A 16,112-nucleotide genomic window follows, 5' to 3' on the forward strand; every position below is an offset into this window, starting at 1 on the left:
TGAGTGCAAGCACATCTGCGTCGACGAGTGCCTCAGTTTCAGCAAGCACATCTGCGTCAACCAGCGCATCAGTAAGCGCAAGTACATCGGCTTCCACGAGTGCGTCAGTAAGTGCAAGTACGTCCGCTTCAACGAGCGCGTCAGTAAGTGCCTCAGTAAGCGCCAGCACGTCCGCATCGACGAGTGCGTCTGTCTCAGCAAGTACCTCAGCTTCAACCAGCACCTCAACAAGTGCAAGTACGTCCGCTTCAACGAGTGCGTCAGTATCAGCAAGCACCTCAGCGTCGACGAGTGCTTCAGTCAGCGCAAGTACGTCCGCATCGACGAGTGCCTCAGTAAGCGCAAGCACCTCAGCGTCAACGAGCGCATCAGTAAGTGCAAGTACCTCAGCATCGACAAGTGCGTCAGTGAGCGCCAGCACGTCAGCATCAACAAGTGCGTCAGTGAGCGCCAGCACGTCAGCATCAACAAGTGCATCTGTGTCAGCAAGTACGTCTGCGTCCACGAGTGCGTCTGTAAGTGCAAGTACGTCTGCGTCTACTAGCGCGTCAGTGAGTGCAAGTACCTCAGCGTCAACAAGTGCATCCGTATCTGCAAGTACGTCCGCCTCAACCAGTGCATCCGTATCTGCAAGTACCTCAGCGTCAACGAGTGCCTCAGTAAGCGCAAGTACATCGGCCTCCACGAGTGCGTCAGTGAGCGCAAGCACCTCAGCATCGACAAGTGCGTCTGTATCTGCTAGCACGTCAGCATCTACTAGCGCGTCAGTGAGCGCAAGTACATCCGCATCAACGAGTGCGTCAGTGAGTGCAAGTACATCGGCTTCAACGAGCGCATCCGTATCCGCAAGTACCTCAGCATCAACAAGTGCCTCTGTTTCAGCAAGCACGTCCGCGTCGACGAGTGCCTCAGTGAGTGCAAGTACTTCAGCCTCAACGAGTGCATCAGTTTCAGCAAGTACTTCAGCGTCCACGAGCGCGTCAGTAAGTGCAAGTACGTCTGCTTCAACGAGTGCCTCAGTGAGTGCAAGTACTTCAGCCTCAACGAGTGCCTCAGTTTCAGCAAGTACATCCGCGTCGACAAGTGCGTCCGTATCAGCAAGTACGTCTGCTTCAACGAGTGCATCAGTAAGCGCAAGTACGTCTGCTTCAACGAGTGCATCAGTAAGCGCAAGTACGTCCGCATCAACGAGTGCGTCAGTGAGTGCAAGTACATCGGCTTCAACGAGCGCATCCGTATCCGCAAGTACATCTGCGTCAACCAGCGCATCAGTAAGTGCAAGTACCTCAGCATTGACGAGCGCGTCAGTAAGCGCAAGTACATCGGCCTCCACGAGTGCGTCAGTGAGTGCCAGCACATCTGCCTCAACCAGCGCGTCAGTGAGTGCAAGTACTTCAGCGTCGACAAGTGCGTCCGTTTCAGCAAGTGAGTCAGCGTCCACTAGCGCGTCAGTGAGCGCAAGTGCGTCAGCTTCAACGAGTGCATCTGTATCAGCAAGCACATCCGCATCAACCAGTGCATCAGTATCCGCAAGTACGTCCGCATCGACGAGTGCATCAGTTTCAGCAAGTACGTCTGCATCGACGAGTGCTTCTGTAAGTGCAAGTACCTCAGCGTCGACGAGTGCGTCCGTAAGTGCAAGTACCTCTGCGTCAACGAGCGCATCTGTATCTGCAAGTACTTCAGCATCGACAAGTGCATCTGTATCTGCAAGTACGTCCGCGTCGACGAGTGCGTCCGTAAGTGCAAGTACCTCTGCTTCAACGAGTGCATCCGTAAGTGCAAGCACTTCAGCATCGACAAGTGCGTCAGTGAGCGCAAGTACATCCGCGTCAACCAGCGCGTCAGTTTCAGCAAGTACGTCCGCTTCAACAAGTGCGTCAGTGAGTGCCAGCACGTCCGCATCGACGAGTGCGTCAGTAAGCGCAAGTACGTCTGCATCAACAAGTGCATCCGTAAGTGCCAGCACGTCCGCATCGACGAGTGCGTCAGTAAGCGCCAGCACGTCGGCATCCACGAGTGCATCAGTGAGCGCAAGTGAATCAGCCTCAACCAGTGCATCTGTATCAGCCAGCACGTCTGCGTCCACGAGTGCTTCAGTATCAGCAAGTACGTCCGCATCGACGAGTGCTTCAGTGAGCGCAAGTGCGTCTGCTTCAACGAGTGCATCTGTATCAGCAAGCACATCCGCATCAACCAGTGCATCCGTGAGCGCAAGTACGTCTGCTTCAACGAGCGCATCCGTGAGCGCAAGTACGTCCGCGTCGACGAGTGCATCCGTGAGTGCCAGCACGTCAGCCTCCACGAGTGCGTCAGTATCTGCAAGCACGTCTGCTTCAACGAGTGCGTCAGTAAGTGCAAGTACCTCAGCCTCCACGAGTGCGTCAGTATCTGCAAGCACATCTGCATCGACGAGCGCATCAGTGAGCGCAAGTACGTCTGCTTCCACGAGTGCGTCAGTAAGTGCCAGCACGTCCGCGTCAACCAGTGCGTCAGTAAGTGCCAGCACATCGGCATCGACGAGCGCGTCAATGAGTGCCAGCACGTCAGCATCGACCAGTGCGTCAGTATCTGCAAGTACCTCAGCCTCCACGAGTGCGTCAGTGAGCGCCAGCACATCAGCCTCCACGAGTGCATCTGTATCTGCAAGTACGTCCGCGTCAACCAGTGCGTCAGTAAGTGCCAGCACATCGGCATCGACGAGCGCGTCAATGAGCGCCAGCACGTCAGCATCTGCTAGCGCGTCAGTGAGTGCAAGTACGTCGGCTTCAACGAGCGCGTCTGTGTCTGCGAGTGAATCTGCATCGACGAGCGCATCAGTAAGTGCCAGCACATCTGCGTCAACCAGCGCGTCCGTTTCAGCAAGCACGTCCGCATCGACGAGTGCGTCCGTGAGTGCCAGCACGTCTGCCTCAACAAGTGCGTCAGTAAGTGCAAGTACGTCCGCTTCAACCAGCGCATCCGTATCCGCAAGCACGTCTGCCTCCACGAGTGCATCAGTAAGTGCCAGCACGTCTGCCTCAACGAGTGCGTCAGTGAGTGCAAGTACGTCTGCCTCAACCAGTGCATCAGTATCCGCAAGTACATCTGCGTCGACGAGTGCGTCTGTAAGCGCAAGTACTTCAGCGTCCACAAGCGCGTCAATATCTGCAAGTACGTCGGCCTCAACCAGCGCCTCAGTAAGCGCAAGTACTTCAGCTTCAACGAGTGCATCAGTATCCGCAAGCACGTCTGCGTCGACCAGCGCATCCGTAAGTGCAAGTGAATCCGCGTCTACTAGTGCGTCAGTGTCTGCAAGTACGTCGGCCTCAACCAGTGCATCCGTGAGTGCAAGTGAATCAGCCTCAACGAGTGCCTCTGTATCAGCAAGTGAATCAGCTTCAACTAGCTCATCTGCGAAAGCGAGCGAGTCTGCCTCAACTAGCGCGTCAGTTTCAGCAAGTACGTCGGCCTCAACGAGTGCCTCTGTATCAGCAAGTGAATCAGCCTCAACGAGTGCCTCTGTATCAGCAAGTGAATCAGCTTCAACTAGCTCATCTGCGAAAGCGAGCGAGTCTGCCTCAACTAGCGCGTCAGTTTCAGCAAGTACGTCCGCGTCGACCAGTGCTTCAGTAAGCGCCAGCACCTCAGCCTCAACGAGTGCGTCCCTAAGTGCAAGCACCTCAGCCTCAACGAGTGCCTCTGTATCTGCAAGTACGTCCGCATCGACAAGTGCGTCCGTAAGTGCAAGTGAATCAGCCTCAACGAGTGCATCAGTATCTGCAAGTGCAAGCGAATCAGCATCAATCAGCGAATCCACTTCAGTAAGTGCATCTGCCTTGGCGATGGCAAGTATATCTGCTTCAGTAAGTGCGAGTGAGTCCGCAAGCACTTCGGCTAGCCTGTCTGGTTCAGAAAGTGCTTCGGTTAGCGATTCTCAGTCAATCAGTGAGTCTACCTCACTGAGCACTAGCACCTCAGTATTGCATAGTCAGCTGGATCTGGTTCATGAGAAGGAATTCTACTCATTAAGCCTTTCTACAAGTGAGTCACTGTCAGCGGTAGTCAGCCTCAGCGAGCTTGCCCGTGTCAGTCAGTCTGTATCGGAAAGCCTGTCTACGAGCCTATCAGCTAGTCAGAGCATATCTGAAAGTCTGTCCGCTTCAGCAAGACAGTCTGAGTTGGATCTGATTTCCAGAGGTCGTCTGCCTCAGACAGGGGAGACGGAGAGCAAGGCTTCCATCCTAGCTTTAGGCTTAGGAGCGTTGGGCTTGGCCTTCAAGAGACGTAAAAAGAAAAGCGACTCTGAGGAGTAGCAGTAAATAGTGCCGATCAGTTTATCTTTTAGTCCGTCGAAATTTCACTCAGTTAGTGAGTTGAGGAAGTGATGAATAGCGCAAGCCATTAAGGAAATCATGTCATGATTTCTGGTGCTTGCTTACTAAAATACTAGACTAGGAACTAGTAAAAAGAAACCGAGAGGCAATAGAAACAGGAAGTTTTGACAACTTCCTGTTTTTTTGACAATTCAGTAGAAAAAAGTGTTCTTTATTGTGCAGGAAAATCCTTGAGAATATAGATTTTTTGGACAATATTTTATATAATATCAAGTATAGAAATGATGTTTTAGAGTTTATGAAATGAAAGAGTAAGGGAAGAAATGAAAACGATTGTTTTGGTTTGGGATCAGGCCTATCAGGAGCAAGTTTCGACTACAATTAAGTCGATTTTGTATTACAATAAAAATGTAAAAATCTATGTTTTCAATGAGGGATTGAGTGACGAATGGTTTCGTGATTTTAATGAGCTGGCCGAGCAGCTGGACAGTGAATTAGTCAATATCAGCTTGGACCAAGTGACTATAAGTCCAGAGTGGCTGACTCAGAACCATATCAGCTCAGCAGCCTATGCACGCTATTTCATTCCGCAGTTTGTAGCAGAGGAGCGCGTCCTTTATCTGGACAGCGATCTGGTGGTCAATAGAGATTTGCAGCCTTTATTTGATATTTTTCTAGAAGGCAAGCTTGTTGCAGCGGTTGGAGATGCCGGAGGTTATGGCTTTAATGCTGGAGTTCTGCTAATTGATAATCGAGCATGGAAAGAAAGGCAGCTGCAGGAGACCTTTATCAAGGAAACGGACCTCATCATGGGCTTGGTCCAGTCTGGCCAGATGGAGGATTTCAATGGTGATCAGACAGTGCTAAATCATGTGCTGGATCAGGATTGGCTGCCCTTGGATAAGATTTACAATTTGCAGGTAGGCCATGATTTGGTGGCCTTTTACAGCGGCTGGAATGGTCATTTTGAGCTGGACCAGGAACCTCTGATTATCCACTATACCACCTTCCGCAAGCCTTGGAACTCGGAAATTAGTTATCGGTACCGTCAGCTTTGGTGGGACTTTCAGGCTTTGAGTCTGGAGGATGTTTTAGCCCATCATCGGGGAGAGTTTGAGATGCAGGACCGTTTGGAGAAGGTCGCTCTGAACTGCATGCTCCTGACAGATGTGCAAGAGCTAGAGCAGATTGAGTTTTTAGCCCAGTCCCTGCCTAGCGTTCATTTTTATATAGCCTGTTACACAGATATGGGAGATTATCTGCGTTCTTTGGATCGCTATGAAAATATCCATCTCTATCCGCAGGTTATCCATGCAGTGCTGGATGAGCTCATTGATAAGTGCCAGGTCTATTTGGATATTCACCATGGGAACGAGCAGTATGAACTGAGCAGTCGTTTCAAGGCGCTTGACAAGCCAGTTCTGGCTTTTGACAATACTAAGAAAAATGAAAAGGAAGAACTGGTCTATCCCCATGAGCACCCTCAGGAGATGGTGAGAAAGCTGCGCAGTCTGATGAAAAAAGAGAAGCCGCAAGCCTTTCGGGCTGTGGTGCTGGCGGCTAATGCTGCCTATAGTGAGCAGGTCTTAACCACCATTAAGTCCATCGTCTGCCACAATCGCTTTATCAAGTTTTATGTCATCAACAGTGATTTTCCGACAGAGTGGTTTGTCAGCATGCGGAAAAAGCTGGCCAAGCTGGACTGCCAAATCGTCAATGCTCGGGTGGATGGCAGTCATATTAGTCAATATAAGACAAATATCCATTATTCAGTTTTTTTGAGATATTTTACGGCTACTTTTGTAGAGGAAGATCAAGCTCTTTATTTGGATTGCGATATTGTAGTTACACGTGACTTATCAGAAATTTTTGCAGTTGATTTAGGTTCCTATCCGCTTGGAGCGGTAAGAGATCTGGGTGGAGAAGTATACTTTGGAGAGCAGATTTTTAATTCAGGTGTTTTACTAATTAATGTGAACTACTGGAGAGAAAATGATATTGCGGGTCAATTGATTGAGATGACTGATAACCTACATGATAAAGTCAGTCAGGATGACCAAAGCATTCTCAATATGCTTTTTGAAAACCGCTGGCTGGAGCTGCCTTTTGCTTATAACTGCATTACGCTGCACACGACCTTTTCGGACTATGAGCCTGAAAAAGGTCTCTATCCGCCGGTGATTCATTATCTGACCGAGCGCAAGCCTTGGAAAGAGTATACCCAGTCCATCTATCGTGAGGTTTGGTGGTTCTATCAGGGGCTGGATTGGTCGGATATGCAGGAGCCAGTCGGAGCCCTGACTCAAAAGATGGTGGAAGGGGAAGAGGGCTCAAGTCTGTCCTGCCTAGTCTACACCTACTCTTGTGACCTGATGCATATCAACTATCTGATTCAAGCCCTGCCAGCCTGTCATTTCTACATCGCGGCACCGGTAATGGTGGCAGAGCCAATCACGCGTCTGCTCCAGTATCCTAATGTCAGCGTCAGTTCAGATATAGCGGGCATTCCGGCTCTCTTGGAGTCGCTGGAAACCAAGTCTCAGCTGTTGCTGGATATCAATGCTGGTGATGAGGTAGGGGACATTATTGCTCGCTTTAAGTCTGCTGGCAAGCCAGTCTTTGCCTTTGATAGTACAGCCCATGATCAGCAGGGGCAGGAAGTCTTTCCAGCTGATAACCCTGAAGTCATGGTGCAGGCTATTGAGAAGCTGGGCTTAGCCGAGCCTGAGGAGCGGCAGATTTCTGTACTCTCTATCAACCAGTCGCTGGATTATCTCTTGGAGAAAGGTGCTTCAGTGGTTCGTTTTGGAGATGGGGAGATGGATTTGGTTGCGGGCCGTAGTATCGTCTATCAGGACTTTGATCCAGAACTGTCAGCGCGCTTGAGAGAGATTATGTCTATGGAAAGCGATGAGCGTTTGATGATTTGTCTGCCCGATGTCTTTACAGGGTTAGAGCGCTATTCCATTGATGCCCAAAATTTTTGGAGTCTAAATCATTTGCCACATTTTCTTGAGAAATATAAAAATATTTGCCGAGCACCTTGGTATGGATCGACCTTTATTTCCCGTCCTTATATTGACTTGGAAGATAAGACGCCGTCTGCGGGCTATTTTGCAAAGCTTAAGCAGCTTTGGCAGGACAAAGACCTCTTGATCGTAGAGGGCTTGACTTCTCGCTCTGGTGTGGGCAATGACCTCTTTGACGGGGCTAAATCCATCAAGCGGATTATCTGTCCTTCGCGCAATGCCTACAGCAAACTGGAGGCGATTAAGCAAGCAGTTCGAGAGCATGCGGATAATCGTCTGATTTTGACCATGCTGGGTCCGACGGCTAAGGTCTTGGTCTATGAACTGGTTCAAGAAGGCTATAGAGCGTTGGATATTGGGCATATTGACTCAGAGTATGAATGGTTCCAGATGGGAGCTAGCCACAAGGTCAAGCTGTCACACAAGCATACAGCTGAGCACAACTTTGATCAAGATATTGAGTTTAGAGACGACCAAGCTTATGACAGTCAGATTGTTGCCAATCTGGCTCAGGAATGAAGATTAGAAAAAGAATATGAATATGAAAGTTAATATTACCAATCTATACGGTATGTCTGGCCAGAGTACGGCTTTGATTGCCCAGAATGATGTGACCAAGCTAGCCAAGCAGCTGGGCTTCAATGAACTGAGTTTTTATTTTTACGATATTTACAGCGATAGCCAGTCGGAGCTCAGTCGTCGTCTGGACGGTATCATGGCTAGTGTGGGCTATGGCGATGTGGTTATCTATCAGTCGCCGACTTGGAATGGCCGGGAGTTTGACCAGGCCTTTATCAGCAAACTGAAGATTTTGCAGGCCAAGCTGGTGACCTTTATCCACGATGTACCGCCGCTGATGTTCCCGTCAAACTACTATCTGATGCCGGAGTATATCGACATGTACAATCAGTCAGATGTAGTCATCGTTCCTTCTGAGCAGATGCGGGACAAACTTCTGGCAGAGGGGCTGACTGTGGACAAGATTTTAGTTCAGCGCATGTGGGATCATCCCTATGATTTGCCCCTGCACCAGCCTCAGTTTGCGCCTAAGCTGTATTTTGCAGGAAGTGTGGAGCGTTTTCCGCATCTGAGCAACTGGTCTTATGCTACGCCGCTGGAGATTTTTTCGCCTGAGGAAGAATCAAATCCAGATGCCAATGTCAGCTATCGTGGCTGGGTCAGCCGTCCAGAGTTGCTCTTGGAGCTGTCCAAGGGCGGTCTAGGTCTGGTCTGGGGTGTTGAGGAAAATCCAGCAGACGAGCCGGAATACTACGGCCTCAATATCTCTCATAAATCTGCCACCTATCTGGCAGCTGGGATTCCGGTCATCGTCCCTTCTTACCTGTCCAATGCAGAGCTGATTCGCGAGCGCGGTCTGGGCCTTGTCGTAGACAGTCTGGAAGAGGCCAGTCGGATCGTTGAAAGTCTGACTGCCGAGGAGTATCAGGCTATGGTCGAGAGGGTTAGAAAGTTCTCTTTCCTGCTCAAGGAAGGTTATTTTAGCAAAAAAGTCTTAGTAGATGCGGTGATGGAAGTCTTATCTTAGAGCCTTTCCAGCCATCGTCATGAGGAGTCAGTGTGAAGTCATTTTTAAAACCGGTCATTATCAAGAAGTTTCTGTGGACCTTATTTTTCTTATTTATCTATGTCTTGGGAACCAAGCTGACCCTGCCTTTCATCGATATGAGTAAGGCAGCTGCCATGGACGGAACCTCTACGACCTTGAACTATGCGACAGCCCTGATGGGGGGAAATCTGCGCAGTATGTCGCTCTTTTCTGTCGGCCTGTCTCCTTGGATGTCCTCTATGCTGATCTGGCAGATGTTTGCTGTGTCCAAGCGCCTAGGATTGAGTAAGCTCCCTCTGGAAGTGCAGGAAAGGCGGCGGATGCTGCTGACCTTGGTCATTGCCTTGATTCAGTCAGTAGCACTGGTTCTAAACCTGCCACTGCAAGAAGCAGGTGGGGTGGATATGACTACGATTATGGTCTTAGATACCTTGGTCTTGATGGCTGGGACTTACTTTCTCATCTGGCTGACGGATTTGAATGCTGCCATGGGACTTGGCGGCTCCATCATGATTGTCATGGCCAGCATGATTGCCTACATTCCGCAGGATATTTGGAACTCCATTCAGGAGCTGAAGATTTCTTCACTTTGGCTGGCCTTGATGCTGGTTTTCAGCCTAGTCTTTCTCTATCTGGCTGTTACAGTTGAACGGTCTAAGTACCGAATTCCAGTCAATAAGATCAATATCCATAACCGTTTCAAGAAATACTCTTATCTGGATATTCGTCTGAATCCTGCTGGTGGGATGCCGATTATGTACGCTATGACCTTGGTCAGCATTCCCCAGTATTTCCTTTTGATTATCCACTTTCTCCAGCCGGAAAACCAGTTGATTGAGCAGTGGATAGAAGCGTTGTCTATGGGAAGTCCAGCTTGGTTTATCCTCTATCTGCTGACTATTTTCATCTTGGCACTGGCCTTCGCCTTTATCAATATCAGTGGCGACCAGATTGCTGAGCGGATGCAAAAGAGCGGAGAGTATATCGAAAATGTTTATCCCGGAGCAGCGACCCGCCATTATATCAATGGTTTGGTGACTTATTTTGCTATTGTGGGGGCTTTCTATCTTATCCTGATCTCTGGCCTGCCTATGATGGTGGTCCTTCTGGACATTCGCTATCTGCGGCTCAGTATGATTCCGGGGATTTTTATGATTTTTATCGGGATGGTCTTTTCTATTAAGGACGAGGTGGAGGCCTTGACTCTTAATGACCGCTATCGTTCATTGTTGTAGGAGAAACTATGTATTACTTTATTCCTTCATGGAGTGGCAGTGGGAATCGGGTTTGGCACCGGGATATTGTCCCTTGGTACCGCTCTATGCAGCGATTGGAGTTTGATGACTCGATTCATCAGATTCGGATTTTCCAAAGTGAAAATCTGCCAGTCCAGCTGCTTTTGCCAGCCTATATGCCGCATGCCCGCTACCTCTTGCATCGGCAGGATATTTTTGAGACGGACTATTACTCGGTCTTTGATGAGATTCAGGGAATCCAGTCTAAAGAAATGCAAGTACTGCAAATCAAGGATCTGGACTGGGAGCCAGACTGCGAGTTTGTCTATACGCCCTTTCTAATCATGGTCCGCAGGCAGGGACAGCTCTATGCCCATGTCGAGTTTGGAGTAGAAGGCTTTATCAGCTTCATCAAGTTTTTCAAGGATGACCAGCTGGAGAAGTTTTATATCTTTGATGATCGGGGCTTTGTCTCCAGTATCACCTATTATGAAGCAGGTCAGCCTCTTTATCAGGACTACCTGCAGCCGGATGGTGACTGGCGGATTCGTGAGCATCTCAAGCCTGACGACGGTCGGGTAGAGGTCAACCCTGCTTACTTACTGGACTTTGATAAGCTGGAGTATGAGCGGATGCCGGACTTGATCTTGGAGAAATTAGGCCACTATATCGAGTGCAATGCAGGAGCGGACAGCCGGTTTGTGCTGGCAGCGCATCCTTTATACACTCAAGCTATTCTAAACTTATTGCCCAAGAATGTTCAAATCATTCTCAGCTTTTTCCACGAGCGCAATCATACAGTGGATTGGCCGGCTTTAGAAGCAGATTTGCAGCAGGCGGATTTAGTCTTGACTGATCGTATGGACTTCAAGAAGGCTATTCAGCGCTACCTGCCTGGACAAGCTCAGAAGGTGCATTACCTGTCGCCTTTTGATACCCGTCTGCAGCTGGGCAAGAGCCAACGCCGTCGTGAATCCAAGATTTTTTATCAGATTAATCTGGAAGAAGGGCTTAATGACTATGCTATCTTCAAGGTTCTCCACTATGTGGCCAAGCATCCGGATACGGAGCTGACTATCGGTGTTTACAATGCTTGGCAGGAAGGAATCCAAAAGGTGGAGACCAAGGTGCAGGAGGTTATTGATGAGTATCTGAATCAATATGAATTTGTCAAGAACTACCGGCGCAGTGAGCAGGCTGAGAATGCCCTGCTGGAAAATCAGGAGCAGGACCTCCGTTTCACCATTAAAAATATCACAGACGAGCTCAGCTTGATTCAGGAGCTGGATGATACGCGGTTAATCATCGACCTGAGTGAGCAGCCCAATCTCTATACGCAGATTGCTGGGATTTCTGCCGGGATTCCGCAGATCAATATGGTGGGCTCGGACTATGTGACCCATCTGCAAAATGGCTATATCTTGGACTCTATCTCTGATCTACCTACTGCTGCAGACTATTACTTGGAAGGTTTGAAAAATTGGAATCAGGCCCTGATTTATTCTATTGAAAAAATCCATCATAATACTGGTCTGGAGCTGATTGGCCGGTGGGAGCAGTGGCTCAAGGAGGCTGAGAATGCAAAATAAGCTGAAAATCTTACAGATTGGCTCAAGCGACTGGAGCAAGGAGCTTGCTATTCCAGACAATATGAACTGGTATTATTTCTTTCCCAACTCCAATCTAGCTATCAAAAAGGTCATGGAGATGGATAAGATTGGCAAGTTTGATGCGATTCTGGTAGACGATTTGCGTCGGATCCCAGATTTGTTTATGATTGAGGCCAAGATTATTCCTTATACTGTTTTCTATGATCAGGAACAGGAAACCCAGGAAGCGGATATTGAGTACTTCCTCAAGCGTCACTGCGCTCAGCCAACGGATATGAGCGATCGAGCTGACCTGCTCCGCAAGCTGTCAAAGGCTCTCTTTTCCGGCCAGTATGGGGATAAGATGACCCCGCTTGATATGGTGGTCAGCCCCGGATTTCGGGGCAAGATTTGCTACAATGGCTATGAAAATCTAGAGCTGGAAGGGGACTTTGGTCAGGACTTTCAGCCAATCCTGTCATGGAAATACAATATTATTGCCAACAAGTTCAATCCAGTTGAACTCTGGCTTGAATATGAAAAGTCAGGCAGCTGTGAGCTGAGGTTGCGGCTCTATAATATCCAGGAAGGCTCGACTGCGGACATCGCTCGCGAGACTGTTTTCGCAGAAGAGGACATGAGGGAATCCATGGTTCTGGACAATGACTTTACTTCCTATCTGGGAGTCAGTTTGGAGGCTAGAGGCGAGGGACGGATTCAGGTTGGCGCTCTGCATCAGCGCCTGACCCGCTTTGAGTTTGGCAAGTATGTTCTGGGTGGGAAGATTTTTCGCGATAGCCACCGTCAGGAAATCAATTATTTCTTTTATCCGGGAGATTTGAAGCCGCCTTTGGCTGTTTATTTCTCTGGTTACCGTCGGGCGGAAGGCTTCGAGGGCTTCGGAATGATGCGGAGTCTGGGCTGTCCTTTTCTCTTGTTTTCTGATCCGCGCGTGGATGGCGGTATGTTCTATCTGGGCAGTCAGGAGCTGGAGAGCAGTATTCATAAGATTATCCAAGAGCATTTGGACTTTCTGGGCTTTACCGAGCGGGATCTAATCCTGTCGGGCATGTCGATGGGGACCTATGGTGCGGTTTATTACGGTTCGGAGTTTCGTCCGCGGGCTATCGTTTTGTCCAAGCCCTTGGGAAATCTAGGAACTATTGCCCAACGTGGCCGTTTACGCCTGCCCGAGGTCTTTCCGACGGCTCTAGATGTCCTTCACCGTCACACGGGTGGCAAAGATAAGGAGCATGTAGAGGAGCTGAATCGCCGCTACTGGCGTAAGTTTGAGAAGGCTGATTTCAGCCGGACGATCTTTGGTATCGCCTATATGAAAGAAGAAGACTATGATCCGACGGCCTATGAGAATCTGGTGGCAGCTCTTCATCTGACTGAGGCCAAGCTGATTAGCAGAGGTGTCCCTGGTCGGCATAATGATGACTCTACTATAGCTATATCTTGGTTTATGAATTATTATCGAATGATATTGGAAAAGGAATTTGGGAGAAAGAAATGAAGATTCAAAAAAGAAAGGGCATATACTGGGGAGAGCTGAGAGGGGTTTCGGCAGCTGGTAAAATGACTGACTTTACCTATCTTTATGGCACTACCCTTATTATTCATTCCCCTTCACATATATTTTTTGAAAATAAACTAATGGCCTCCGGCCAGACCATCCATGAATGGTCTTCCAAATGGAATTATCAGCGAGACCGGCAGGTGCCTGCTCTCCCCTTGCTCAAAAAGGGAGCTCGCTATTGCCTGTCTAGAGATATGACCACCTATCCTGAATCCAGCGTCTTTCTGAAAATCATCTTCTTTGACCGCTATGAGAAAGAAATCAGCAATCAAGTGGAGCGTTCGGAGAGTATGATCTTTACCTACCCAAACGAAGCCTATAGCTATAAGATTCAGCTGCTGAGTGCAGGAGTTGAGTCTTTAGAGTTTCATTGCCTAAACATTGACCAAATCATAGAGGAGTCTGATGATTAAAAATCATTTTCAAATTCAGCGCTTAAAGAAAATCTTAGCCAAAGTCAAAAGCTTTGAGTCAGAAATGGCTGGCTTGTCAGATGCTGAGCTGCGGAAGAAAACTCAGGAATTTAAGGAGAGACTGACCGCAGGTGAGACTTTAGACGACTTACTGCCGGAGGCTTATGCTGTGGTGCGGGAAGCGGACAAGCGGGTGCTGGGCATGTTTCCCTACGATGTGCAGGTCATGGGGGCGATTGTTCTCCATGAGGGCAATGTCGCTGAGATGGCTACAGGGGAGGGCAAGACTCTGACGGCTACCATGCCGCTCTATCTTAATGCCTTATCTGGTCAAGGAGCTATGCTGGTGACCACCAATACCTATCTGGCTCTGCGGGACGCTCAGGAAATGGGGCAGGTCTATCGTTTTCTGGGGTTGACTATCGAGGCAGCGGTGCTAGCTGATGAGACTGAAAAGCTGACGCCCAAGCAGAAGCGGCTGATTTACCAAGCGGATATTGTCTATACGACCAATAGTGCCTTGGGCTTTGACTATTTGATTGAGAATCTCGCAGAGAATAAGGATAGCCAATATCTTAGTCCTTTCAACTATGTCATCATAGACGAGATTGACTCCATTCTCTTGGATAGCGCTCAGGTACCTTTGGTTATCTCTGGTGCTCCTCGGGTTCAGTCAAACTTCTATAGTATCATGGATACCTTCATTACGACTTTGAAAGAAGAAGAGGACTACCACTACGATGACGAGAAAAATGAAGTCTGGCTGACATCAAAAGGTATTTTAGCGGCAGAGTCTTTTCTTGACTTGGAGCATCTTTTCTCCAAGGAAAATCAAGAGTTGGTCCGCCACCTCAATCTAGCCTTGCGGGCCCACAAGCTCTACAAGAAGGATAAGGACTATGTTGTCCGCCAGGGTGACAAAGAAGCAGAAGTTGTACTTCTGGACCGCGCAACCGGCCGTCTGCTGGAAATGACCCGGCTTCAGGGAGGCCAGCACCAGGCCATTGAGGCCAAGGAGCATGTCAAGCTGACGGAGGAAACGCGGGCCATGGCTTCCATCACCTATCAGAATCTCTTCCGGCTCTTCCGGAAAATCTCTGGTATGACTGGAACCGGCAAGGTGGTGGAGAGCGAGTTTATGGAGACTTACTCCATGTCTGTCATCAAGATCCCGACCAACCAGCCAGTTATTCGACAGGATTTGCCAGACCAGCTTTATCAGACTCTGCCAGAAAAAGTCTTTGCTTCACTAGACGAGGTCAAGCACTACCATGCTCAAGGCAATCCACTCTTGATTTTCACCGGCTCAGTAGAGATGTCAGAGATTTACTCTTCCCTACTGCTGAGAGAAGGCATCGCCCACAATCTGCTCAATGCCAACAATGCGGCGCGTGAGGCGCAGATCATCGCAGAGTCTGGGCAGAAAGGTGCTGTGACGGTGGCTACATCCATGGCCGGCCGCGGTACGGATATAAAGTTGGGACCGGGTGTCGCTGATTTGGGTGGTCTCGTGGTGATTGGTACTGAGCGGATGGAGAACCAGCGGATTGACCTACAGATTCGTGGCCGTTCAGGCCGCCAAGGTGATCCGGGGATTAGTAAGTTTTTCGTCTCGCTAGAGGATGATCTGCTCAGGAAGTGGGGGCCAGATTGGCTCAAGAAGCTCTACAAGGACTATTCAACTGAAGAAGTTCAGCAGCATCCAGTCCAGCTGGGACAGCGCCGCTTTAGACGCTTAGTAGCTAAGGCCCAGAGAGCCAGCGAAAGCAGTGCCAAGATGTCCCGTCGGATGACGTTGGAATATGCCCAGTGTATGAAGATTCAGCGGGAGATTACCTATGCTGAGCGCAATCGTCTGATTCAAGCTGAAGAGCGGATTGATGAAGAAATCAGCCGTGTCCTCAGTCAGGTCATTCATCAGGCGGCCTATGAGCAGTCCTATGAGACGCGAGCTGACCTCTATCGCTTTATTTTAGACCATTTCAGCTATCATGCTGAGCGTATTCCTTATGATTTTGATATTTATTCGCCGGAGAAAATTGCAGAGCTCTTGCAGGATATTGCCGAGCAGGAATTGCAGGCAAAGAAAGCCTATCTCAAGTCTGACAAGCTATTCACCCATTTTCAGCGGGTGTCCGTTCTCAAGGCTATTGATGAGAACTGGGTCGAGCAGGTGGACTATCTGCAGCAACTCAAGACGGCCTTGAGCGGTCAGCATTTCTCTATGAAAAATCCTCTGGTAGAATATTATCAAGAGGCTTACGATGGCTTTGAATATATGAAGGAGCGCATGAAACAGCAGATTGTCAAGAATCTTTTGATGAGTGAATTGGCACTCAACCCTAAAGGAGAAGTCATCATGTACTTCCCGTAAGACGAGG

The 16,112-nt window shown here is 49.1% G+C and carries 8 protein-coding genes; all 8 read left to right on the plus strand.

What is annotated here, in order from left to right; translation table 11 throughout:
* Positions 1 to 4,295 (plus strand): LPXTG cell wall anchor domain-containing protein (locus PCY71_RS00005; RefSeq protein ID WP_301412449.1); only part of this gene is annotated, 4,295 nt, incomplete at its 5' end.
* Positions 4,296 to 4,639: 344 nt separating this feature from the next.
* On the plus strand, positions 4,640 to 7,864 hold the full coding sequence (locus tag PCY71_RS00010; RefSeq protein ID WP_301412358.1) for an SP_1767 family glycosyltransferase: 3,225 nt from the start codon (positions 4,640 to 4,642) through the stop codon (positions 7,862 to 7,864).
* A gap of 22 nt (positions 7,865 to 7,886) precedes the next feature.
* Positions 7,887 to 8,891: a sugar transferase gene (locus PCY71_RS00015; RefSeq protein ID WP_032913545.1), complete on the plus strand. Its 1,005-nt coding sequence runs from the start codon at positions 7,887 to 7,889 to the stop codon at positions 8,889 to 8,891.
* Positions 8,892 to 8,923: 32 nt separating this feature from the next.
* Entirely contained in the window at positions 8,924 to 10,147 is a 1,224-nt protein-coding gene (secY2, locus tag PCY71_RS00020) for an accessory Sec system protein translocase subunit SecY2 (RefSeq protein WP_002904185.1), read from the plus strand.
* 8 nt (positions 10,148 to 10,155) lie between these two features.
* Complete coding sequence (gene asp1, locus PCY71_RS00025; protein ID WP_048774462.1) at positions 10,156 to 11,736, plus strand: accessory Sec system protein Asp1; 1,581 nt, start codon at positions 10,156 to 10,158, stop codon at positions 11,734 to 11,736.
* Positions 11,726 to 13,255 carry an accessory Sec system protein Asp2 gene (gene asp2 / locus PCY71_RS00030; RefSeq protein WP_048774461.1) on the plus strand — a complete coding sequence of 510 codons (1,530 nt, stop codon included), beginning with the start codon at positions 11,726 to 11,728 and terminating at the stop codon, positions 13,253 to 13,255. The genes asp1 and asp2 overlap by 11 nt, the downstream gene beginning before the upstream one ends.
* On the plus strand, positions 13,252 to 13,731 hold the full coding sequence (gene asp3 / locus PCY71_RS00035; RefSeq protein ID WP_048774460.1) for an accessory Sec system protein Asp3: 480 nt from the start codon (positions 13,252 to 13,254) through the stop codon (positions 13,729 to 13,731). The genes asp2 and asp3 overlap by 4 nt, the downstream gene beginning before the upstream one ends.
* Positions 13,724 to 16,105, plus strand: a complete 2,382-nt coding sequence (gene secA2, locus PCY71_RS00040) for an accessory Sec system translocase SecA2 (protein WP_048774459.1) — start codon at positions 13,724 to 13,726, stop codon at positions 16,103 to 16,105. Before asp3 ends, secA2 begins: the two co-directional genes overlap by 8 nt.
* Positions 16,106 to 16,112 lie beyond the last annotated feature (7 nt).

The organism is Streptococcus sp. SN3 (assembly GCF_030439905.1).

What these genes read in the sequence shown, in the direction of transcription:
- PCY71_RS00010 (WP_301412358.1), top strand. Translation starts at nt 4,640, where the DNA reads ATGAAAACGATTGTTTTGGTTTGGGATCAGGCCTATCAGGAGCAAGTT.
- PCY71_RS00015 (WP_032913545.1), top strand. Translation starts at nt 7,887, where the DNA reads ATGAAAGTTAATATTACCAATCTATACGGTATGTCTGGCCAGAGTACG.
- asp1 (WP_048774462.1), top strand. Translation starts at nt 10,156, where the DNA reads ATGTATTACTTTATTCCTTCATGGAGTGGCAGTGGGAATCGGGTTTGG.
- asp2 (WP_048774461.1), top strand. Translation starts at nt 11,726, where the DNA reads ATGCAAAATAAGCTGAAAATCTTACAGATTGGCTCAAGCGACTGGAGC.
- asp3 (WP_048774460.1), top strand. Translation starts at nt 13,252, where the DNA reads ATGAAGATTCAAAAAAGAAAGGGCATATACTGGGGAGAGCTGAGAGGG.
- secA2 (WP_048774459.1), top strand. Translation starts at nt 13,724, where the DNA reads ATGATTAAAAATCATTTTCAAATTCAGCGCTTAAAGAAAATCTTAGCC.